The organism is Anaerobacillus alkalidiazotrophicus, assembly GCF_001866055.1.
Window position 1 is genome coordinate 29,789 of the sequence record NZ_MLQS01000027.1, and the last position, 22,033, is coordinate 51,821.

Consider the following 22,033-nt stretch of genomic DNA (forward strand, 5'->3'; position numbering starts at 1 on the left):
AAAAAATGAAGGCTTTAAGAGAAAAAATCAATAGTATTTCAAAAAGAGTTTATTAAGTTACACTGTATTATCTTTACCCTCCTTTGAATAGGTAATCGGGAACTTTAAATTTAATTAATAATTAAGGATGGTTTTAATAATAACCAAAAATTAAAGGCTAGGGATACTCTTTTTCCCTAAGCCTTTTCAATATTATTATTCAGTTACATAGCTATTAAAGATTTTTGTTAGATTTTTCGTCTGCGACCACTTAAGCCTATCAAAGGTATTAGTTACTTTAATAACTCCTCATAACTCAAACAATAACTATTTATTATTTTTATCTAACATCTTAGCAATTGTATTCATATTTACTTGTTCTGAATTATTGATAATAGTATTAACTAGTTTATCCTCCACTTCTTTTTTAACTGGTTTATTAGCAATCTTTCCTACTTGTTTAATCAAATTTCTAACTGTCGCTTCATCTTTTAAGTTCGCATTTTGAATCGAAGCAGCTAACTTAAGAAGCTCTGCCATATTTACACCAGTTTTCTTTTCTATATTTCCAAAAAATTGGTTACCCATCTTACCATTCCCTCCTAATACTTGGTAATTAACTTTATGAAATCCGTCTAGTTTTTTGTTAAAAACATAACTAAGTAATATCAATATATGTTTTTAATTGAATGATGGTTAGGGTTTTGTATATGGGTGTATGCGGATTTTAAATAACAGTTGTTTTAGTCAAGTATTGGATCTTTAAAAATACTAATACAGTGAATTTCATAATTACCAAAATAGAGCTACATAAGCCTAAATATTGTTGAAAATGCTTTTCGTCCAACAACATTTAGTATCAGAGCAGCGAAAATAAACAATTATAAAATTCATTAAATAAAAAACATTTATCATAAAAAAAGAATATAATGCGTTCTTTATCTATACATACCTAATTTAAAGAAGATAGCAACCAAGATAATTTTAACCTTCTTTTTGAAAATAATGAAAAACAAATATTTGAAAATGAATTTATTATGAAGGAATAAATGAACTCCTTTGCGTTATTTTCTTGCCCGGAATAGTTCAGAATTCTTTCCTTTTGAATAGCTTACAATTTCCAAACTTAAAGGGCAGTAAAACTGCACCTAAGAAAAGGTGAAGGATTAACTGCCCTAAAGCATTCGAAAAGTTAAATTGTTAGTAAAGCTGATTGGAAGTCCAACCTTTTTATAAAATTTTCGACAAGAATAGCTTCGTACGTTCGTGTTTAGGATTATCAAACAGCTCTTCTGGAGTACCCATTTCAACAATTTCACCTTGATCAAACAGGATAATCCGGTCTGCCACCTCACGTGCAAAATTCATCTCATGTGTAACAACGATCATTGTCATTCCAGTACAACATAGCTCTTTCATAACATCTAAAACTTCTTTTACCATTTCAGGGTCTAATGCAGAAGTAGGTTCGTCAAAAAGCATGATCTTTGGTTGCATTGCTAGCGCTCTAGCAATAGCCACCCGTTGTTGTTGTCCACCAGATAATTGGCCAGGATATTTATGAGCTTGTTCAGGAATTCCAACTCGTTCTAATAGCTGCATACCAATTTCTTCTGCTTTTTTCTTTGGCCATTTTCTTACCCAAATAGGTGATAACGTAATATTTTTTAATATTGTTAAATGAGGAAACAGGTTAAATGATTGGAATACCATCCCTGTTTCTTTACGAATATTTTCAATGTTTGCTTTGTCATTTGATAATTCGATACCGTCTACAACAATCTTTCCTTTTTGAATTTCCTCCAAACCATTGATCGTCCGAATAAATGTTGATTTCCCTGAACCAGATGGTCCTAACACTACAACAATTTCACCCTTCTTTATATCTACATTTACATCTTTTAATACATGTAATTCGTTTGAATACCATTTATTTAAATTACGGCATGAAATAATATTTTCCCTCTCAGCTAACGGAATATCAGGGTTGAAGTCACTAAATATATTCGTATTTTCCATTAAAATCCCTCCAAATTTTATTTCTCTCTATAGTTCATCTGTACAAATGCTTTTAGCGGTGTTCCACACGAACAACTTCTTCTATACGTTTACTCGTCAGTGACATGGTATAACTGAAAATCCAGAAAACTACAGCCACAAAGAGAAACACTTCCATTTGAGTCCCTAAAAATTTAGGATTAGATATAATCGTTCTACCAATCCCTAGTAATTCAACAATACCAACTACAGCAACAAGCGTCGTATCTTTAAAAATTGAAATTGATTGTCCAACCATAGAAGGAATTGTTACTCGTAATGCCTGAGGCAAGATAACAAAAGTAGTCATTTTGACCGTACTCAACCCTAAAGCTTGAGCTGCTTCGTATTGACTTTTTGGGATAGATTGAAGTCCCCCACGTACATTTTCTGCTATATATGCGGCATTAAAAAGTGTAAAAGCAACCATCGTACGTACTATATTATCAATTGTTACTCCAGCTGGTAAAAAGAGTGGCAACATTATTTGAGCCATAAAAATAACGGTGATTAATGGTACCCCACGAATAATTTCAATATAAATAATACTCATCCACCGAATTACTGGAAGCTTACTCGTTCTTCCTAACGCTAAAAGTACACCAATAGGAAAAGAAAAGAGAATTGCTACTAAGGAAATGAGCAAGGTTAGTAAAAAGCCACCCCAAATATTCGTCTTTACCTCTGGTAATAAACCAAATCCATTAAGAAGAAAAACTGTAATTGGAAAACAAAGTACCCAACCTAGCCACGTCCATTTACTTAATCCTTTAAATTTTCGTGCTAAAAACCAACCACCAACTACTAAACAAATGTTAGTAAGCACCCATATTTTCGATTGTAATGTGACAAAAGGTAACAATAATGCTATCCCAAATAAAACTAAATAAACAGTAAAAAAGATTTGGATGATCCCTTTATTTATTCCATATGATAATCCTAATAACAAACTTACTACAGATAAACTTAACCAAACACGCCATAAGTCAGCTAACGGGTATTGTCCAACTAAAAGTAATTTGAAATTTCCCTCAACAACTGACCAATTAGCAGAAAAAAAGACCCATTCCAATGTAGACTTCACAATTAGAAAGATAGCTATGGTAAGAATGATTGTTACAATACCATTTAACCAACTATTAAATAAATTCTCCTTCACCCATTTTAATGGCGTTATTTTCACCTGAGGTGGAAGTTTAACCTCTGAATTATTATTAATTCGATACTCTGGACTATAATTCGGTCCTACACTCATTCTTCAATCACCTCTCTACCAATCTAGTTGCATTATTGTATATATTCATAATTAGCGAAGTAATTAAACTAATACTTAAGTAGACAATAAGCATGATTAATATAACTTCTATCGCTTTCCCAGATTGATTTAGTACAGTATTACCCACACTAAACAGATCAGGATAACCAACCGCTACGGCTAAACTAGAGTTTTTAGCTAAGTTTAAATACTGACTCGTCACTGGCGGGATAATTGTTCGAATAGCCTGAGGGAAAGTAATGAAACGTAAAATTTTAAAATCACTTAATCCTAGTGCTTTCGCTGCTTCGATTTGACCCTTTTGAACAGATAGTATTCCTCCACGTACAATTTCAGTAATATAAGATGCCGTATAAAATACTAAACCAAACAAAATAGCTGCAAACTCTGGAGTAAAACGCAACCCACCGATAAATCTTACTCCTTCAATTTCTGGTCTCGAAATCATAACTGGACCTTCTTTTGTGAGAATAAAAGTCAAAAGAGCAAAAATACCAATACATCCTAAAAACCATAGAGTTGGATACTTATTAATACCTGTTTCAAGTTGTTTATTCATCATTTTCTTCCAAACATATCTACCGACAAAAAGTGCAATTGAAACAACAATTAACCAAGTAATTATACTAGCTGTAGTAGAAAACCACGGAAAAACGAGACCACGGTTACTAAAGTACATTCCCATTATCGGAGTTACATCTTGAATTCTTGGGAGTGTTAAGAAAACAGCAAAGTACCATATGAAAATTTGTACTAAAACAGGTGTATTTCTAAAGATCTCCACATACACACCCGATACCGAACGGGCAAGCCAGTTGTTAGAGAGTCTTGCAATTCCCATAACAATCCCAAGAATAGTAGAAATAAAAATACCAATTATCGTTACCTTTAATGTATTTGTAAAACCTACAAATAACGCCCATTGGTAGCTATTGGTTGGTGAGTACTCCAGTATTTTCTCCCCGATTGGAAAGTTAGCACTCGAACTTAAAAAAGAGAAACCAAATTTTAATCCAATTCTATTTAACCCATTAATCGCATTTTGAATAAAAAAATAAATAACTGCTACAACCAAAATGACAAACAATACTTGCCAAAATATATTTAAGACCTTAATATTTCTCCAAAAAGGAATTTTCTGCCTTGTTATCTCTTTTTCCATCTGTTTTCTCACCTTTCTCTCTCTTTGAACTTAATAATTTTCTTTGTCAATGATCCATAAAGTAAAATGCCTCTCAGTAATGAGAAAGAGCCTGCCCCTACTGCGCAAAGGTTTGCAGGCTCTATTAATTTCATTACGATATTATCTGAATGGTGGTGAGTATAATATACCGCCATCTGTGTAAAGCGCGTTGATACCACGCTCTAATTTAAAGGCACTTTCTTGACCTAAATTTCTTTCATAGATTTCTGAGAAGTTACCTACTTGTTTAATAATGTTGTATACGAAGTCATTACTTAAACCTAATTGCTCACCATAGTTACTACCAATTCCTAAGAAGCGTTGGATATCAGGATCTTCTGTATTTAAGAAGTCGTCAACATTACTAGAAGTAATTCCAAATTCTTCTGCTTGCATCGTTGCAAATACAGCCCATTGCATGACATCAAAAAATTTAGAGTCACCATCTAAAACAGCTGGCCCAAGTGGTTCTTTAGAAAGAACTTCTGATAAGATTAAATGGCCATCAGGATCGACCATCGAAGTTAATCGTGCCACTAATGCAGATTGGTCTGTAGTCCAAGCATCGATTGTTCCACTTTCATAAGCAGCGACAAGACTATCTTGATCTGCAAAAACAACTGCTTCAAAATCAATTCCTCGTTTTCTCATTTGATCCATTAAGTTCAACTCTGTTGTTGTACCTTGCTCTACTCCAATTCTAGTTCCTTCTAGTTCTTCAATTGACGTGATACCACTGTCTCTTGGAACCATCATCCCTTGACCATCATAGAAAGTTGTCGGTCCGAAAGCTAAACCAACTTCTACATCACGAGAAAGTGTCCATGTTGTGTTACGGATAAGTATATCAACTTCACCTGTTTGTAGTGCTGTAAAACGTTCTTGTGCGGATAGCGGTCTATACTCAATCGCATCGGCATCTCCAAAAATCGCCGCTGCTACAACCTTACCGAAATCTACATCAAATCCTACATAGCTACCGTCAGTATCTACATAACCAAAACCTGGTAATTGGTTATTTGTTCCTAAGATTAAATTCCCTCTGTTCTTCACTTCATCTAACTTAGAACCAGTACTTGAAGCGCTAGTTTCAGAAGTTGTATCAGAGTCACTTGGTGTAGCAGCATCTTCGCTAGAGCAACCTACAGTAACCACTAAGGCTACTAAAATCATACTCAAAAGCATTTTCATTTTTTTCGAAATCATGTAATTGTCCCCCAATCAATTTTTTATATTTTAATAGGATACATTATTTATAAACTATTTCGAAAATTTTGTTTTAAATTTTGGAAGATAATCTAATATTGTTTTTGACGGGAGATGTAAACTATATTTACACCATCAGTAAGTTAGTATTCACCTACTCGTGGGACAATGAGGATTTAATTCCCAGCTAAGCCGCTTCTTAAATTATGTAAGATTTTATGCGTTCTGTTTTTCGGGAGCTATCTAAGAGTATGTTTTAAGAAATAATCTTAAAAGGTGGGAAAATTAAGAAAAGCGCAAGCGCCGCAGCTCTAGACGTAATAAGCTGGACTGAGTCGAGTGAGATATAGGAGAGTCGAAAGTCGTTAGACTTTCGTCCTCGACTTATCGTAGACGAGACGAAGGAAGCTTTCTAGTCGATAGGGCGCTGAAGCTAGACAGTTTCCAAGTTAGAAATTTATAAATTCTGATAATGTGATAAAACCTGCCTTTTGCCAAACTTTAAAAACGCAAACACTTATTTTTTTGGGGATTCAAGTATATTTATAACTTTTTATGGATATGAAGGGGTTTTTGTCATGTGGCAGAAATTTAATAGAATCGTAAAAGGATACTCTCAAGATAAGCTTTCAGCGATATATTAGAGTCTATACCATCGATGAAGTATTATAGCTCGTATGCACGTGACCTCGACCTTTAGGGCAGTTAATCCCCCACTTAAACTTCTAGATTTCTTATGCTTTGAGGTGGGGTCTTACTGCCCCTTTAGAGTGGGATAAAAAAGGGCTTCTCTGTCTTCGCTTCAAAAAAGAACACTTTTTACCGAAATAATCGAACGTTCGTCCACAGAAATAGCCTTACCACTACAGATTATTTACGCTTTTTATTATCATTTACTATTTCCGGTAAATGCTCTTTCTTTATTTGATCATCTAATTTTAATCCTTCCTCATATGATCGATACGTTAATACCACATGTTCAGCAGTATGGATATTTAAATAAAGGACATGATCTATTATCCCCTTTCTTACTTCCAAATGAAAACTAAGGTTATTTATTTTTAAGCTATAAAATTCAAAAGTTACTCCTAACAAAGTTTTACTTATTTTTCTTGTATACTCATGATTTTTTATCATATCGGCTATTTCTTTTACAGTAACTCCTTTATGTATAATTTCATCAATTGTTTCAATAACTGAATGTGCTGCTACCGTAAACATATGAAAAATGGGATTATTTATCGTCATATCTTTTTGTTTCAACAGTAACTCAACTCCTTATTTATATTTCTTTTAGTTTCAGAGGGATTTTAAAAAAAGATTATACAAACAATGTATATAATTGAAAATAATTATCAATAATACATAAAGAGAAGTGGGTAGCTCTGAACTACCCACAACACATTACTACATTCCAGCTTCAAATGTTTTACAATCTGTTTCTTCTTGCTTTTCAGCTTCTTTCCCTTTATGGCTTACTACATAAATGGCTTCTGCTGCACACTTGTTCCCTGAAGCCCAGTGTACACAGTTACTTACTTCACATAATACGTCTTGTGCCATTTTCACTCACCTCCACTTCTTCTTATAGGATAGACATATACCTATAATTAAATACGACTTTCATTAAATAAAATGTTTCCTGTATAAAAAAAACTTACATACAATTTGACTGCATGTAGGTTTTCATTTTTGTTAATTAAATTAATATAAAATTGAAGCCTAGCTATATTTTCTGCTTCTGAATCATTTCCTGTACATACATTCTATGGCTTCTAGAGACTGGTACAGAGTAAAATAATTTATATTCTGCTAAGTTTTCACAAAAAACACAACATCCTTTGAAATTATTATCTTTTATCGAAATAATGTGTGGCGCTTGAAGATATTGCAATCCATCTTTTATATGATTTTTACAAACTACTATCAAACCGCTTACCTCCTTAATCCATTTACTATTACATATTAAAATTCACTATTAATCAATACCAAAGTCAATAAATTCGTAAAATTATTACACATTCTGGTTACTTTGTTCATAAAAATATCATTTAATTATATTAACTATAGAAGGAAATAATGATAAATAGCCTCTCGGAATAAATCTAGAGATTAATGAGGATTTATTCCGAGAGGCTATTATATAAAGCTAAACTTCAATCAGTGGGGGTTTTCCTTCATCGCCCACTGATTGTTAGCCTGTTGATAAAATTAAACGTATAATTGATTTACATGCTTTTTTATTTCATCTTGATCTAGATTTTCACCAATAAAAACGAGTGTTGGTGTATATGTTTCTTTTATAGAGTATCTTTCAAACACCGGATCACCGTATGCATAATTAAATAAAAAAAGGCCCGGTGTTTCTGTTATATAAACGAAGCCTTTTGCACGGTACAATATGCCTTGAAAATGTTCTAACCACTCAACTAATTTCATTCTTTCTATAGGTCTTTCAAGAGCAACTTTCACTGTTCTTAAATGTAAGTGGTTATGAACATGCGTTGGCTCGGACTGCTCAGTTTTATGCTCATTAGTTTCGGTCATATACAATAACTTAAGATCTATTTGTGCATAAGTACTTGATATTTTTCTAGCGTTACTATTTATTTGATCTAACTTTCCTAATAATTGTTCTACTACAGAATTTTCAAGTTTATCAATTTTATTTAATACTATTATGTCTGCAAACTTGATTTGTTCAACAAGTAATTTTTTTATCTTATTATTCATTTTACCTTCATACCACTGCAATGCATTCACAAGCGTTATTACAGCACGTACATTAATATTGGCTACTAACAACGGATGCGTACAGGCATCAATAATTTCAAGAGGGTGCGCTGCACCTGTAGCTTCGATATAAATAACATCTAGCTGATAATTTTCTAGTAGTCTTTTTATTTGCAAACTTAACTCACCTTGCAAAGTACAACAAACACAACCATTTAATAATTCTTTTAAAGGTACCTCATCTGGAACGATGGCTGAATCAATACTAATTGAACCAAGTTCATTCATAATGACGCCTACTCTTCTTCCTTGCTTTTGTTCGAATTGTATCAGTTCCTTTAACAGAGTACTTTTGCCACTTCCTAAAAATCCACTTAAAACAAATACATCAACCATTGTTTACCTCATCTTTTCTATTTATTTGTTTTCCTTATAAAAACATTAACTAATCCTCTAGTGTATAAATAGGAATTATTACGTTTTATAAATATACCTCTCTCACCAGACGATGTAAAGGGCTTTATCCTATTATAAAACCGTACATCGATTTTACCTATAATTTATCCTATAATAATGCATTTAAACTAATCTATTTGATTTCAAATCAACGATCTTTCACAATATTTATAAAATTCCTCCGCAGATTCAATTGACAATGATTATCATTAACGATTACAATGGTGTTGTAAATGAAAGAGATTATCAATTAGTTTTTTTCCTACATAAGAATAAGGAGGCCTAAAATGCGGATCTCTCAATGTTTTTCAGGTGCAACTGCAGTTACTAAAGGATTAAATGGTGATTATTTTTTAGCGGTCGATAAAGGGATTTTACTAATTAGAAAGGATGGTACAGAGAAAACACTAATTCAATTAGAAAATCGCATTTTAGACTTAACCTTTATTGACTCTATCATTTACGGTGTTGGTGATAATGGAACTTTCATTCGAAGCACTGATTATGGTCACACTTGGGATGTATCAACACTACCTACTACTGGATCTATGTGGAGTATTTGTTCTAACAAAAATGGAACTGTTGTCACTCATGGGAATACTGTTTTATTCCTTTCTCTCGACTTCGGTAATACTTGGAAAACGTTACACCCTTTCCAAGGTCTAATTGGTAGTAAACCATCCATTCGTTCTCTCTTCTTAGAAGGTCCGTACGTTTTTGTTGGAACAAAAGTCCATCGACTACATGGTGGAATCTGGCGAGTTGATTTAGAGCACTATGAAACAATTAGAATTAAAAAAGATACAAGAATGATTGCTTCCATCTTAAAACATAAACAATACATTGTTTCAGCTACTGGAACTTGTAAAGGCCACAAAGGAACAATCGAATATTGTCAGGCTACACCAACATTTTCCCAAACGTATGAATGGGAAACCTGTGAGAGTGATTGTCAAGAGGGCTGTTATTTAGACTTATCTGAAAGTGATGGCTATCTTTATACAACTACCTCACAAGATGAAAAAGGTGTTGGAAAAGTTTTACGAGTGTATATTGATGAAAAAAAGGTAGTCCCATGTGCGATTGTTCATGGCCATGGTTGGCGAGTCTCAAATCAACAAAGTGAGTTTCTCGTTGCCGGATTGTATACATCGCTTTACACAAATTCGCAATTTCAGCACTTTATAAACCATTAATTTTAGGAGGAGAAGAAAATGAGCAATGTTTTATTAGTTTATGCGAGCATGACAGGTAACACAGAAGAAATGGCAAATTTAGTAGAGAAAGGCCTGAAATCAGAAGGGATAACTGTCGATAAAAAAGATGTTCTTTCGGTTGATCTATCAACACTTGAAGCTTATGACAATATCTTATTTGGAGCATATACTTGGGGTGAGGGAGCATTACCAGATGATTTTCTAGATTTATACGATGACATGGAAACAATGGATTTAACAGGGAAAACGTTTGGAGTTTTTGGAACAGGAGATCTCTCCTACTCTATTTATTGTGGGGCAGTAGATATATTAGAAGATTTAATTAAGGAAAAAGGTGGAAAGATCGCTTTAGAAGGCTTAAAGGTTGAGAATTTCCCTAGCGGAGAAGAGAAACAACTTTCTATCGATTTTGGCATCAAATTTGCAAAAGCTATCAATTTAAGCCTAACCTAACTAACTAAAGAGTGTCCCTTCAAATTGATGGGGCACTCTCTTTAGTTAGTACAGTATAAATTATTTTATAAATTGCTATTTGGTTTTTCTTCTAAGGTTTCACCTGCTCGAACTAGTTCCCGATAATGAAGCATCATTCGATCTAGAGTCTCTAATCGTTGCAAGTTATTTTTTTCTTCTTGGCTTGTCTCTATGATTTTATAAATTCCACCATTTTTTATTACAATTCTTCTATGACCGATCAGTGCTAAAATTGGATCATGGGTAGCCATTAAGACAATTTTGTCTTTTTGTACTAACAAATCTAATGCTTTTTTTCGATCAATCCCTGCATTTTCGATTTCATCGATTAATACAATCGGTGCTCCACTCAAAAATGCAGTATCGCTAATCATTAGGGCACGAGATTGCCCACCACTAAGTGCCGTAATCGGTGTATCTTTACGAAAGGTTTCGCCAGCCAATTCATTAGCATAAGCGATAATTTCCCGTACCTTTTCATCTACATTCTCAACCATTCTACTTTCAGCATGCATTTTAATAAACTCAAAAACCGTTAGATCCATGACAAAATTCATATTTTGTGATAGTTGTGCAACTAGCTTATGCTCTATAGAGAAACGCCATTCCATAGGTGGAACTTTTCCATTTATGAGAATTTGTCTTTTGGTAGGAGTATCTTTTTGAGCCATCCATTCAATATCTGCTAACAATCTACTTTTCCCTGAACCAGTCGGCCCTACGATGGAGATAATTTCTCCAGCTCTCATCTGGAGTATTAGCTTTTCTGGAATACCTTCTTTATTTTGTCCCCCTAGAATTGTAATTGACTTAACTTGTAAGTCATTCCCTTCCTTCACTAGTCTCATATGTTCAATAAAAAGTTCAAATTGCTCAAGTAAATCTGCTCGTTCAACGCCTAAATCTTCCATAAGGATAGTATCGATATTTGAAATGTACTGTTGTAATGTACAATTCTCTTTGGCAAATGGTAGACCCATTGTCTCAAAAAAATCCTTCCCATATGGATACTCACTGTCGATTTGAGCTAGTTTCATATCTTTTAAACTCTTTAAATTGCTCATAACGATCGCACCCTTTAATAAATTTTGCACTTCCTACTATTCGAAAGAAATTTTACGAATATTTCCCATTTGAAAATCTTGACCAATATGTGTTTCACCTAGACAATAAGAACACAAAGCTGCCGGCATAACAAATCTCAGTTTTCTTCCTTCAAGAGTTGCTATTTTATTTCCTTTCATTAATATCGTCATCAATTCTTGCGCACCTTGGCCAGTAATCCCATTAACATGCATGATAATTGCTTTAGGATTTGCTTGTCTTATTTTAAATGTAAAAACTTCTCTCTCTGCTTGAGAAACAATATCTCCTTTTGTCACGATAACAATGTCGGCCATTTTTAACATTGGACCAACCTTTTTGGGAGTATGAATTCCCATTAGGTTATCAATTACACAAACTGCTGTAATATCTTTAATGTGAGGAGAACATCGATTACATAACCCAGCACTCTCAGTTATTAAAAAATCAAACGTGTTTTTGAGCCCCCATTTCACACAGTCTTCTATATTACTAATGAAATAATGATCAGGACATAGATTCCCTGAAAGTCCTACCTTCACAGGGATTTTCTGTTTTTTGTATAAGTCATCGTCATTGGTCATTAAACAATCAAATTTAACAACCCCGACTTTAGATTGTTTTTGCTTTAAGGCAGCAGCTACCTTTAATATTACCGCTGTTTTTCCAGATGAAGGGGGTCCCGAGAATGTTATAAGTTTCACTTCTCTCACCTACTTACTCATATAAGATTGTAAGAAAATATCATTTAATTTAGGCTTAAGTTTCGCCAAGTCATTTTCATGGATAAAATCCCATCCAAGCCATTTGAAAGAGGTGTCATCATTTAATTTATGATTTTTGTTTGAGTGAATAGATGGAAAACCAATCTTCACAAACAATTCCCCTACTTCATCACTAAACAAAAAGTCGTTCATAATTTTTGATTGCTTATTACGAATGTCTTTCACTAGAAGAGTAATAGGATTAACAATTGCTCCATCTTTTGGCCAGACAATTGATATATTCTCGTTACATTTCACCAATTTTGCAAAAGAATACGGAATAGCGCTGATTGAAGGCCCTTCGCCTCTTTTTCCAGCCATCTTGACCATTTGCGAAGGATGCAAACTCCAGTTCACAGATTTTCCTAATTTATTTATTCCTTCTTCTCCGTGGTCTTTATACGTATTTAATAAAATCCCTTCACAAAACTCAATTTTCTTTTCTTCTTTTGTAGGGTTACTACCACGAATTGCTAGCTTTTTTTCGAATTCAGGCTCTAATAAATCTGACCATTTTTCTGGAAGTGGCAAACTTTTATCGTTCGTTCGATCAACTAATAAGACAGTCGGGTTAAAACCAATGACCGAATATAAATTAAACGGATCAATCAAATCAAGGTCAAGCCAAAGTGGATTCATAGATTCTGGTACACTCGCTTGAATACTTTTGCTCTCTTTACATTTATTTATAATATTTTGATAATAAAAGGAATTAAAACCTGGAGCCATGATCATATCAGGTAAAACATTAAGGTCATTTTTCTCTTTCAACTCTGTAAAAAATGATAATCCATTATTTGCATTACCTACTAGTGAGTAATGAAGTGTAGACACGTCTTCACATTTTTCAAGCTCTTTAACATATGCTCCCAAAGCTTCTTGAAATGGTACTTTTAGTGCACATGGTAACAAACCTAAGAAATCAATATTTTCCATCGTTATCAACCCCTAACATTCTTTTGAAGAAAGAATATCATATTTTTATAACGATTTTTTTTGAAAATATACTATTCTGATAGACCCTTCCTTATCAACCCCTTGTCAGTACAGTGTTTAACACGTTCGAAAAGTTGTCATGTGAGAAAACATCCCGATTAGTAAACTTATTACAATCACCCACCTGTTGTAATACAAAAAGACGCTACCTAATTAGTAAGGTAACGTCTAATACAAGAAAAATTTGTTAAACTTAATAATTTAATGATTTTATCATTCATTCCCTCACCACTAAGGTACTGTATCTAGTTCCTCTGAACTTTTCGCAACTAAATATAAATTAATAAGCTCGACTTTGGTAACTCAATTAATCAATCTTTAATTCTCCATCATAAGTGGCAATCACTTTATATAAATCAGGGCGACGATCGCGGAAAATTCCCCATTCAATTCGCTGATTTTCTAGTTGATTTAATTCAAATTCAGCTACAAGTACTGTCTCTTCAACGCGGTCTGCCTCAACAATTTTGTTTCCTTGTGGACCAGCAATAAATGATGAACCGTAAAATGTAATACTTGAATCTTCGTCTGTTTCAACACCTACACGATTAGAAGCGATCACAGGCATTAAATTGGCTGCTGCATGACCGAGCATGCACATTTGCCAGTGGTCTTTAGAATCAATGCCTGAATCCTGAGGTTCAGAACCGATCGCTGTCGGGTAAAATAATAGCTCAGCACCCATCAACGCCATACATCTTGCTGCTTCAGGATACCATTGATCCCAACAAATACCGATTCCAATTTTCGCATAACGAGTCTTCCAAACTTTAAAACCTGTATCTCCTGGGTTAAAGTAAAACTTTTCTTCATAGCCAGGTCCATCCGGTATATGACTTTTGCGATATCTTCCAAGCACTTCTCCATCAGCATCAATAACTGCTAAAGAGTTGTAACGCGCATAGTTTTTCTTTTCATAAAAACTAATTGGTAAAACAACTTGAAGTTCTCTAGCAATCTTTTTAAAATGGTTAATTGCCTTATTTTCTTCTAATTCAGTTGCATATTCATAGTAATCTGCCTTTTCTTTTTGACAGAAGTACGGAGTTTCAAATAATTCTTGTAATAAAATGATTTGTGCACCTTGTGAAGCTGCTTCTCTTACTAATTTTTCAGCCTTTTGAATGTTTTCTTCAATATTAGTCGAACAGCTCATTTGCGTTGCTGCAACCTTTACTTTTCTCATCACTATATTCACCTCATTTTTCTTCTGCTATCATTTGCTGTGTAGTACAGTGGACATTTCCACCTTCTTTAATGATTGCCATACCATTTACCGTACGAATTCGACGATCTGGAAACGTATTTGCCAGTACTTCTTCTGCCATTCGATCTGTTTCTTTAGCATCATCACCAAAGATAGGTAAGATAATGCCTCCATTAACAAAATAAAAATTTAAATAACTAAGTGTTAAACGTTGTTCAGCGAAAACTCGTTTCGGTGGTTGTTGGATTTGAATAATCTCAAAAGGACGTCCTTTTGCATCAGTTGCATTTTTTAAGATTTCGAGATTTTCAATTGTGATCTCATAATTCTCATCCTCTGGATCTGAACATACTTGTAGAATAACTTTTCCAGGGGCTGCAAAACACGCAATATTATCAACATGCCCGTCTGTTTCATCTCCACTTAAACCACGCTTAAGCCAAATAATCTTCTCAACATTTAAAAAATCACATAAGATTTCTTCAATTTGTTCCCGCTTCAATTTAGAGTTTCGATTTATATTAAGCAAACATTCTTCCGTTGTAATTAATGTCCCTTCTCCATCAACATGAATAGATCCACCTTCCATGACAACCGGTGCATCAAAGCGTTTAATTCCAAAGTGTTCAAGGATTTTAGGTGCAACTTCATTATCTAAATCATATGGAGTATATTTTTCCCCCCACGCATTAAACTGCCAATTAACAGCTGCGCGGTTACCCTGTTTATCTATAATAAATGTTGGACCATTATCACGTAACCAAGCATCGCTATGCTCAACTTTTATTAATTGAATATGATCTCCAATAACTTTCTTTGTAACAAAATCGTATTGATCATCATTAACTAGTACAGTCACAGGCTCAAATTCAGCCATCGCCTTAATAATTTCTGCATATCCTTCGCTTACTGTTTCATAATCTTCAGGAAAACACATTGAAGCTTGAACTGGCCAAGAAATCAATGTTCGTTCATGCTTTTCCCACTCAGGTGGCATTTTATAACCTAATTGTTTTGGTAACATACCCAATACCCTCTTTTTCTTAATATTTCCCATGCTTTCTTGCATGTTTAGCTACTACAATATAATAATAGTTTTTGTCGAAAAATGATAGTTCTATTTCTCTACTAAAAACGTATTTTCGTACCAATTTTTCTATATAACTACCATTAAGTAAGTTTCAGTTAATAAAGCTGAACTTCAATCAGTGGGGTTTTCCTCTCTCCCCTCTGAATATTAATTTAACTTATCGGCCACGGCCACCTAACTTTTCAATTTTCATACGTTTTGAAGTGGAGTCTGACTGGCACTTAAAAGTGGGATAAAAAAATTCGATAAAGATTTTTATTACAGAGGAAAACCCTTACTAAGTAAGGGTTTGGACATTTATGTAAAGCATATCTGAAAAAAGATTACGCTATCTCCTATTCACCATCAAGATTCCATTGAAAAAAAAGGCTTATCTTTATGAAAAAATAAACAGAAAGGACCTTTAAGAAGTCTTTTCTTAAGTGGGACGTTAAATTTAATGATAAAAGACACGACAAAGAATATAGAACAAATCCAAGTCTGCAAAGGGTTCTTTGTATGATAGTAACTAAACGTATACATTTGTAAATAAATTAAACTTGACCAAAGTATATTCCAGCCATGTTTAAATATTAATATTTTATTTTTCACTGCAATATATTCAACTAATGTAGATCCTATTGTCCACTTAAAGATGTGGATAATTTGTTTATTGATAGAACTAGGAAAGTTAGATAAACAACCAAGTGTTATTAAAGGAGCGACGATGAATATATGTACTGCTCTTAAAATTCGCCATTGAAAACCGTGAGCTGTAAACTCCCAAAGTAGGTACCTTTTACAAATATAATAATAAAAACAATTAAAAAAGCTAACGTAAGCCAAACTTTTGTAGTATTTAGGAAGCTGTCTCCACGATCTTTTTTTGATGTTTATAAATAGTACCAATAGAATAATCATAAGCTGCTTCTGTTTCATAGCTTCTCCTTAGTAATAATTGATAAGGTTATCTTACCACCCTTTTTACAGAATATGTAAAAAAAATTAGAGAGGCTAAAAAAATAAAAAAATGAAAGGGAGCGATTTAATATGAACGCTCCCTTCTTGATCACTATATTACCTAATTCATTACTATTTAAGTTGTTTTTCTATACTTTAAATTCATATTTTCCTTTGCAAGGGATATTAACTACTAAAAATAATTCTATAACCGTTTCTCCAGGCTGCATATAATAAATATTCACATTATTCACCCTTAAAAAAGCATGCATGAGTCGTTCCATGGTGTGATTAAAAGGGAACTACTCTTCCATGAAAACAATAAAACTCGTAAGCAAGCAAAGCGTGCTAGTTAATGAAAATCACTATTTAAAGTGTCCATTTTCTTGACATAGTATCAAATAATTTGGCCCACAAAATATATGTTGCACAGGACACCAGCATGATAATAGCCCTTTTTAATAATTAAATAAAAATCTAGAAATTTCTCTATATGAACTCTTTTCTCTATAATTTATTTCTTATACTATTCCCATTTGGGTAAAAATCTTGAAAGGAAGGAATGTAGTGAATTATTATTCTTCGAGTTTTTCTAACCCACATTATTTCCAACAACAGCCTTATAATTATGTCAATAGCTATTATCCACTACAACATCTTAGATATGTCCATCCATATGATTTAGTTTATGCAGTTGAATCAAAATATTTAGGAGAAATACAAAGTCGACCTGATGATTTAATTCAAGAGGACGCAACATGCATTGGAGATAATAAAGGCCCCTATATAGATGGTGAGGATTGGACTCTAGCTGATTTTGTAAAAGTTAAGATTAGAGCATATGAGTGTCTAATCAATGTTAGAGTTGATGTTGTTGGATTTAAGACACAAGAATATACTTTAAAACGAGGTCAATCTGATTTTGAATTCAAAGTTAATATTCCACCTTATATGACAACATTTGGGCCTTCTGGGGTCCATAAAGTTGTTGGGTGGATGGTTGGTAAAAGTTTATGGATGAGATATGAGTACAGGTTTGGTGGACGAGTAAGAGCACAAATTAAACCTTTTATTGCAGCTACATTCCCACAACTAAGATTTTCCATTTAAATTTATTAATAATTAATCAAACTGATTTGTACTAAATGATCATAGCCCCCCACCTCTAAGCGTAGCGGAGTTGGGGTTTTCCAATCAGGTGGAGTAGACTCTCCACCTGATTTTTAGATGTTTCAGCTTGCTGAAACGAGTTCACTGTTATTTCATAGGGAAAATCTGTTAAATCACTTGTCACATTTATGTACCCTTTCTATTTTGCTATAGAGATCATTAAAAAACAAAAACACCTATACATATAGGTGCTTATAACGATTTTTTATAAATCTGTATTTCCAAAAATTAAATTATTAACCCGATACCCATATCTTCAGAATACTAAAACGGCTTTAATTCCAAAGAGTGTTCCTTATTCAAATTTTTTCCCAACTACTTCTTTTGCTTATATAATCGGCAATTAGAAAAATAACAATATATATAGGAAATGAATAAATGTGTTCCCATTTTTTAGGTTGATACATTCCGATCCATATGAAAAAAGGTTCTGCAACAAAAGAGGCTAATAGTGAAAAAAAAATCGCTTTAATATATCTGTTACTGTTTGGCTTGAATTGTATTAAAAACATAATTGTTACCGGAAGTAGAGTAAAATCCCAAGGAAAGTAATTTGGTATTATGTAGATGACATCATATATGTAATACCAAAGACCTAAAGAAATACCGAAAAAATCTAACCAAGAACTAATTAAAATCACAAATAGTCCTGCACTTAATAATCTTATTGTACTATCTTTTTTTCTAAACTTAATCCAGAAAATCCACGGCAAAATAGTTAGAGCTACACTTAGCCACCATTGCCATGTGAAAAGAATATTTTCTTTCCACACATAAAACATTTTTTCATTTGCTTCAGCAACTAGGTTGTAAATATTTTCGACTTGCTCTTGTAGAGATTTATTCATTTCTATAGACACGCTTCCCTTATAAAGTCCTATTCCATTTATACTATTATCAACATGTTAGATCAAAAAATACATTTACCTCTTTCAAGATGAAGAAAGGATGATAATATCTGACGTTTGCTCAATCGATCCACGTTCTCGTAACTGTGAAATGGATGGAGTTGAATTTATTTCACCAATCAGTAAAGCAGTAAATTTTACTTTCCTCATGAATATGCTCCTTTAGACTATATCCCAAAATCAAAAGAGGAACATATATCATCCACGCCTTATGTTACTCTATCAAGGTTAGGTAAGAAAAATATTGATAAAATTTTAAAATTCACATCTGAATGGGGGATTCTTGGTCTAGGAACTTACCGATTACATGTATGAGGCGTTTGGTTCACCTGAAAAATACACATTTGATGTAAAGCAAATATTTGAAAATCCTAATAAAACTGGTAGAGTAGCTAAAAGAACGAAATCGATAGACTTCTCGACAAGGGGCTATCTCGAAGGAAACGAATTGAGAAAGAAATAATACATTTAATTAATATGGGAGAGATTTCGCATGTAGAAAAACGTGGAAAAGAATCTTTTCGACTTGTCGTTCCATTAGGGTACGATGCAGAAGGTAAACGGATTAGAAAAACTAAAACAATAAAATGTAAAAACAAAACCGAAGCTCAACAAGAATTAGCAAAATTTGTAGTTGAAGTGGAAACTGGGAAGAATATTACCCCAAGTAAAATGACATTTGCTCAATTTGTTAAAGAGTGGAAAGAAAAGTATGCTAAAAAACATTTAGGAGCTACTCCTATGAGATGTACCTAATTTTTATAAAAAATCGAATACTACCTAAGTTTGGTCATTTTCTTTGGCACGTAAATGATCGAATAGGGTCCGAACTTGCTATTCTGTGTATACTTGTCCTTTCTTTGAAACAACTTTAGGTTTATAACCTTCTATTCAACTGCTCGTGAAAATATATGAAAATGCGATGGTGTTTTTCTATCGTTGAAGATGATAAGGTTCCAGGCTTACCATCTCCTCTATTACGCTCTTTCTGAAGTTTATCTAAAAAGTCAAACTCCACATAAATCAAATAAGAATTCTAAATTTGCCACCAATTTATCTGTATTACTGCAAATTAAATATTCTGTTACAACAGAAAAACCCTTACAGAATAAGGGTTTGAGCATTTATGTATGGTGACTCGTATTGGACTTGAACCAACGACCCCTTGCCTGTCAAGCAAGTGCTCTCCCACTGAGCTAACGAGTCAAATTAGATTGGCATTTTTTTAATATACTATTATTTTATACTTTTTTCTACCTGGTTGTCAATAACGTTCTCCCAAAACCGTACGATTTTGGGAGAACATTTTTTTACTCATATATGTTAAACTACTCATCATATGTATAACGAACGATGTATTTTTCATCAGCTAACTTTCGAATTTCGACCCATGGAGGAATTTCATACCCGTTACGCCAATTTTCCTCGATCTTTGCTTTCGTGCAGCTTGCTTGAAATTTCGAGCTAAATATTTGCTTCCAATAAATCCAATGTGTTTTTTTCATAACATATTCCCCCATCTGAAAAATATAAGCATATTATTACCAAAGTTATTACTCTTTTGCAAATTAAGAAAAGCGCAAGCGCCTTGGTCACGAGTAGCTTCTCCTGTGCCACCCCGTTTGCTCGTCGCAAAGCCGCTTCGAAGTAATCCAAGTAGTAGCTTCACTGGGGCGGCCTTTGACAGAAGCCGCTCTTTGGCTTCCTACGTGCTTCTGCGTCTTCTAGTATTGCTTCGTAGTAAGCTTCCTCGAAGCAGTGTTTTGTGCGACGAGTAATCGCAGGAGCAAAGCTACATGTAGCTATCCAGAGACGTTATTCATGTATTTATTGAAGTCAGTTGACTGAAGTGACCGAGCTCGTAGGCTGCTTGCGCTAGACAGTTTCCAATTTAGAAATTTATAAACTCTGATACTGTAAAAAAGAAAGTAACCTTCATTTGTCTAACGGGTTCCGTTTGCTATCGCAAAACCATAAATGGCAAAAGAAAGTGCAGCCAAAAACGTATAACTAATTGCACCGCATTTGCGGTGCTTTTTTGTATCCTAATTTTAAAAGATAGATCAATCATTAATTCGATTGAACATTCCAGATTTTTTTGGCTGTTTTCGTATACTTTGTTGTAGGTACTTTTCCTCTTTTTCCCGCAGGAGTCAAGTGCTGCCTTCAGCTCCAGTCCACTATAGTCCTGGCAACTCAATCACAACAACCCTTGTGAAAACATCCTATTTTGGATATCTGATTGATGTATCGCCGCGTTAGTTAGTGCAATCCTTCAGCGGCTTTATGAAGGACACTTAGCATTCGTTTCAGCCTAGTTTTGGCCTTCATCGGCTTTATACAACTTTTTTATAAGTAAATTTCTGTATGGATTAATGTATATGAAATTGGATTTAGGAATGTAAATATATACTGGCTGGTGTCTATGGCCAATTGGTATAGCATTTCGTGATACATATTTTGTATAAATTTATTAGTAAATCCTTTTATATCAACAAAAATTGACCGTCAAATTAGCATAAAATTTGACGGTCAATTAATAATACATTTTTAATGTTTGCGATAGGTAACGGAACCCGTTACCGTTATCATTTGTCACTTCCTTTTTATCATCATATGATATGCTATTTATCCTATTCGTTCTTCCTGATCCCGAATATGGATTTTTTCATCACGAAGTCTTTCTTCGCGATCTCGAATTCGATGAGCTAAACGACTCGATGCGTTAGCTGCGATACTACACACTAAGTCATCTAAAAATGTATTGGTTTGAGTCCCTTTTTTGTCTAACTCTTTAATAATCCCTGTTTTTTCTTTATCTAAAAATCCGAATGTTGTAACTGCAATACTTCCATAGCCAAATACACTCCCTAATGCTATGGTCTCATCTACCCCAAAAAGACCTTCATCTGAAGAGACGATCGATTGTAATGGCTCAGACAATTTTCCTTGCTCTGCTAATTTATCTAATTCAATCCCCACTAAAATAGCATGTTGTATTTCTCGTTTTTCTAGTACTCTATCAACACTTTCTATACATTCTGCTAACGTTAATACTGGTGTATACTTTACTTGCATTTCATAAACGATTTTTGCAATATCTTGAATTTTTACACCTCGTCCTTTTAACAGATCTCTAGCTGCTTTTTCAACGATATCAGAATGTACAGATTCTTTCTTACTCATACTACCTCTCCTCTATCTGTTTCTGTAAACCTAGTCCTTATTTTAACATACTTTTATTCCTACTACATTTTATGTACAAACAAACTAAAAGTTTCGTTTTTCAAAACAGAACGTGATATAGTAGTATCA

At 33.6% G+C, this 22,033-nt stretch carries 22 protein-coding genes and 1 tRNA gene; 4 read left to right on the top strand and 19 right to left on the bottom strand.

Annotated elements, in window-relative coordinates; translation table 11 throughout:
* Positions 1–306: 306 nt before the first annotated feature.
* From BKP45_RS15705 to BKP45_RS15745, 8 genes are all read right to left on the bottom strand, one after another.
* Positions 307–567: a stage VI sporulation protein F gene (locus tag BKP45_RS15705; RefSeq protein WP_071390647.1), complete on the bottom strand. Its 261-nt coding sequence runs from the start codon at positions 565–567 to the stop codon at positions 307–309.
* A 642-nt stretch (positions 568–1,209) separates the two neighbouring features.
* Complete coding sequence (locus tag BKP45_RS15710) at positions 1,210–1,935, bottom strand: amino acid ABC transporter ATP-binding protein (RefSeq protein WP_245747546.1); 726 nt, start codon at positions 1,933–1,935, stop codon at positions 1,210–1,212.
* 115 nt (positions 1,936–2,050) lie between these two features.
* Positions 2,051–3,271, bottom strand: coding sequence for an amino acid ABC transporter permease (locus BKP45_RS15715; RefSeq protein ID WP_084788033.1), 1,221 nt, complete (start codon positions 3,269–3,271; stop codon positions 2,051–2,053).
* Positions 3,272–3,278: 7 nt separating this feature from the next.
* Positions 3,279–4,454, bottom strand: a complete 1,176-nt coding sequence (locus BKP45_RS15720) for an amino acid ABC transporter permease (protein ID WP_071390649.1) — start codon at positions 4,452–4,454, stop codon at positions 3,279–3,281.
* Between the two features lie 141 nt (positions 4,455–4,595).
* Entirely contained in the window at positions 4,596–5,681 is a 1,086-nt protein-coding gene (locus BKP45_RS15725) for an amino acid ABC transporter substrate-binding protein (protein ID WP_071390650.1), read from the bottom strand.
* Positions 5,682–6,551: 870 nt separating this feature from the next.
* On the bottom strand, positions 6,552–6,944 hold the full coding sequence (locus BKP45_RS15730) for a hypothetical protein (RefSeq protein WP_071390651.1): 393 nt from the start codon (positions 6,942–6,944) through the stop codon (positions 6,552–6,554).
* Between the two features lie 144 nt (positions 6,945–7,088).
* A complete protein-coding gene (locus BKP45_RS15735) occupies positions 7,089–7,244 on the bottom strand; it encodes a DUF1540 domain-containing protein (RefSeq protein ID WP_071390652.1) in 156 nt (51 codons plus the stop codon).
* Positions 7,245–7,892: 648 nt separating this feature from the next.
* A complete protein-coding gene (locus tag BKP45_RS15745) occupies positions 7,893–8,810 on the bottom strand; it encodes a CobW family GTP-binding protein (protein WP_071390654.1) in 918 nt (305 codons plus the stop codon).
* Positions 8,811–9,157: 347 nt separating this feature from the next.
* Here BKP45_RS15745 and BKP45_RS15750 point away from each other — a divergent pair, with 347 nt between their 5' ends.
* A complete protein-coding gene (locus BKP45_RS15750) occupies positions 9,158–10,066 on the top strand; it encodes a WD40/YVTN/BNR-like repeat-containing protein (RefSeq protein ID WP_071390655.1) in 909 nt (302 codons plus the stop codon).
* Positions 10,067–10,084: 18 nt separating this feature from the next.
* Positions 10,085–10,540 (top strand): flavodoxin, encoded by a 456-nt coding sequence (locus BKP45_RS15755; protein WP_071390656.1) that lies wholly within the window; start codon positions 10,085–10,087, stop codon positions 10,538–10,540.
* Positions 10,541–10,605: 65 nt separating this feature from the next.
* Here the strand turns inward: BKP45_RS15755 and BKP45_RS15760 are convergent, their stop codons facing one another.
* The 5 genes from BKP45_RS15760 to BKP45_RS15780 form a co-directional block, all read right to left on the bottom strand.
* A complete protein-coding gene (locus BKP45_RS15760; RefSeq protein ID WP_071390657.1) occupies positions 10,606–11,625 on the bottom strand; it encodes an ATP-binding cassette domain-containing protein in 1,020 nt (339 codons plus the stop codon).
* Positions 11,626–11,661: 36 nt separating this feature from the next.
* Positions 11,662–12,348 (bottom strand): GTP-binding protein, encoded by a 687-nt coding sequence (locus BKP45_RS15765; protein WP_071390682.1) that lies wholly within the window; start codon positions 12,346–12,348, stop codon positions 11,662–11,664.
* A gap of 9 nt (positions 12,349–12,357) precedes the next feature.
* Complete coding sequence (locus tag BKP45_RS15770; protein ID WP_071390658.1) at positions 12,358–13,344, bottom strand: ABC transporter substrate-binding protein; 987 nt, start codon at positions 13,342–13,344, stop codon at positions 12,358–12,360.
* A 367-nt stretch (positions 13,345–13,711) separates the two neighbouring features.
* Positions 13,712–14,590: an N-carbamoylputrescine amidase gene (gene aguB, locus BKP45_RS15775; protein WP_071390659.1), complete on the bottom strand. Its 879-nt coding sequence runs from the start codon at positions 14,588–14,590 to the stop codon at positions 13,712–13,714.
* 13 nt (positions 14,591–14,603) lie between these two features.
* The gene (locus tag BKP45_RS15780; protein WP_071390660.1) at positions 14,604–15,635 is read right to left on the bottom strand and encodes an agmatine deiminase family protein; all 1,032 of its coding nucleotides are present in this window, start codon (positions 15,633–15,635) and stop codon (positions 14,604–14,606) included.
* Positions 15,636–17,207: 1,572 nt separating this feature from the next.
* On the opposite strand from BKP45_RS15780, the gene BKP45_RS15790 reads away from it, so the two are divergent.
* Entirely contained in the window at positions 17,208–17,750 is a 543-nt protein-coding gene (locus tag BKP45_RS15790) for a hypothetical protein (RefSeq protein ID WP_071390662.1), read from the top strand.
* 359 nt (positions 17,751–18,109) lie between these two features.
* Here BKP45_RS15790 and BKP45_RS15795 read toward each other — a convergent pair whose 3' ends face one another.
* The gene (locus BKP45_RS15795; protein ID WP_071390663.1) at positions 18,110–18,658 is read right to left on the bottom strand and encodes a CBO0543 family protein; all 549 of its coding nucleotides are present in this window, start codon (positions 18,656–18,658) and stop codon (positions 18,110–18,112) included.
* Between the two features lie 84 nt (positions 18,659–18,742).
* Positions 18,743–18,868, bottom strand: a complete 126-nt coding sequence (locus BKP45_RS23090) for a DnaB helicase C-terminal domain-containing protein (RefSeq protein ID WP_245747542.1) — start codon at positions 18,866–18,868, stop codon at positions 18,743–18,745.
* Positions 18,869–19,195: 327 nt separating this feature from the next.
* Between BKP45_RS23090 and BKP45_RS15800 the strand changes: the two genes are divergently transcribed.
* Positions 19,196–19,474 carry an Arm DNA-binding domain-containing protein gene (locus tag BKP45_RS15800; protein WP_071390664.1) on the top strand — a complete coding sequence of 93 codons (279 nt, stop codon included), beginning with the start codon at positions 19,196–19,198 and terminating at the stop codon, positions 19,472–19,474.
* 375 nt (positions 19,475–19,849) lie between these two features.
* Here BKP45_RS15800 and BKP45_RS15805 read toward each other — a convergent pair.
* The 4 genes from BKP45_RS15805 to BKP45_RS15820 all read right to left on the bottom strand — a co-directional run bounded on the left by BKP45_RS15805 (position 19,850) and on the right by BKP45_RS15820 (position 21,904).
* A tRNA-Val gene (locus BKP45_RS15805) sits at positions 19,850–19,924 on the bottom strand.
* Between the two features lie 122 nt (positions 19,925–20,046).
* Positions 20,047–20,223, bottom strand: a complete 177-nt coding sequence (locus BKP45_RS15810) for a hypothetical protein (RefSeq protein WP_245747544.1) — start codon at positions 20,221–20,223, stop codon at positions 20,047–20,049.
* A complete protein-coding gene (locus tag BKP45_RS22675; protein ID WP_169824142.1) occupies positions 20,220–20,387 on the bottom strand; it encodes a hypothetical protein in 168 nt (55 codons plus the stop codon). Before BKP45_RS22675 ends, BKP45_RS15810 begins: the two co-directional genes overlap by 4 nt.
* A gap of 959 nt (positions 20,388–21,346) precedes the next feature.
* Positions 21,347–21,904, bottom strand: coding sequence for a phosphatidylglycerophosphatase A family protein (locus BKP45_RS15820; protein ID WP_071390667.1), 558 nt, complete (start codon positions 21,902–21,904; stop codon positions 21,347–21,349).
* Positions 21,905–22,033 lie beyond the last annotated feature (129 nt).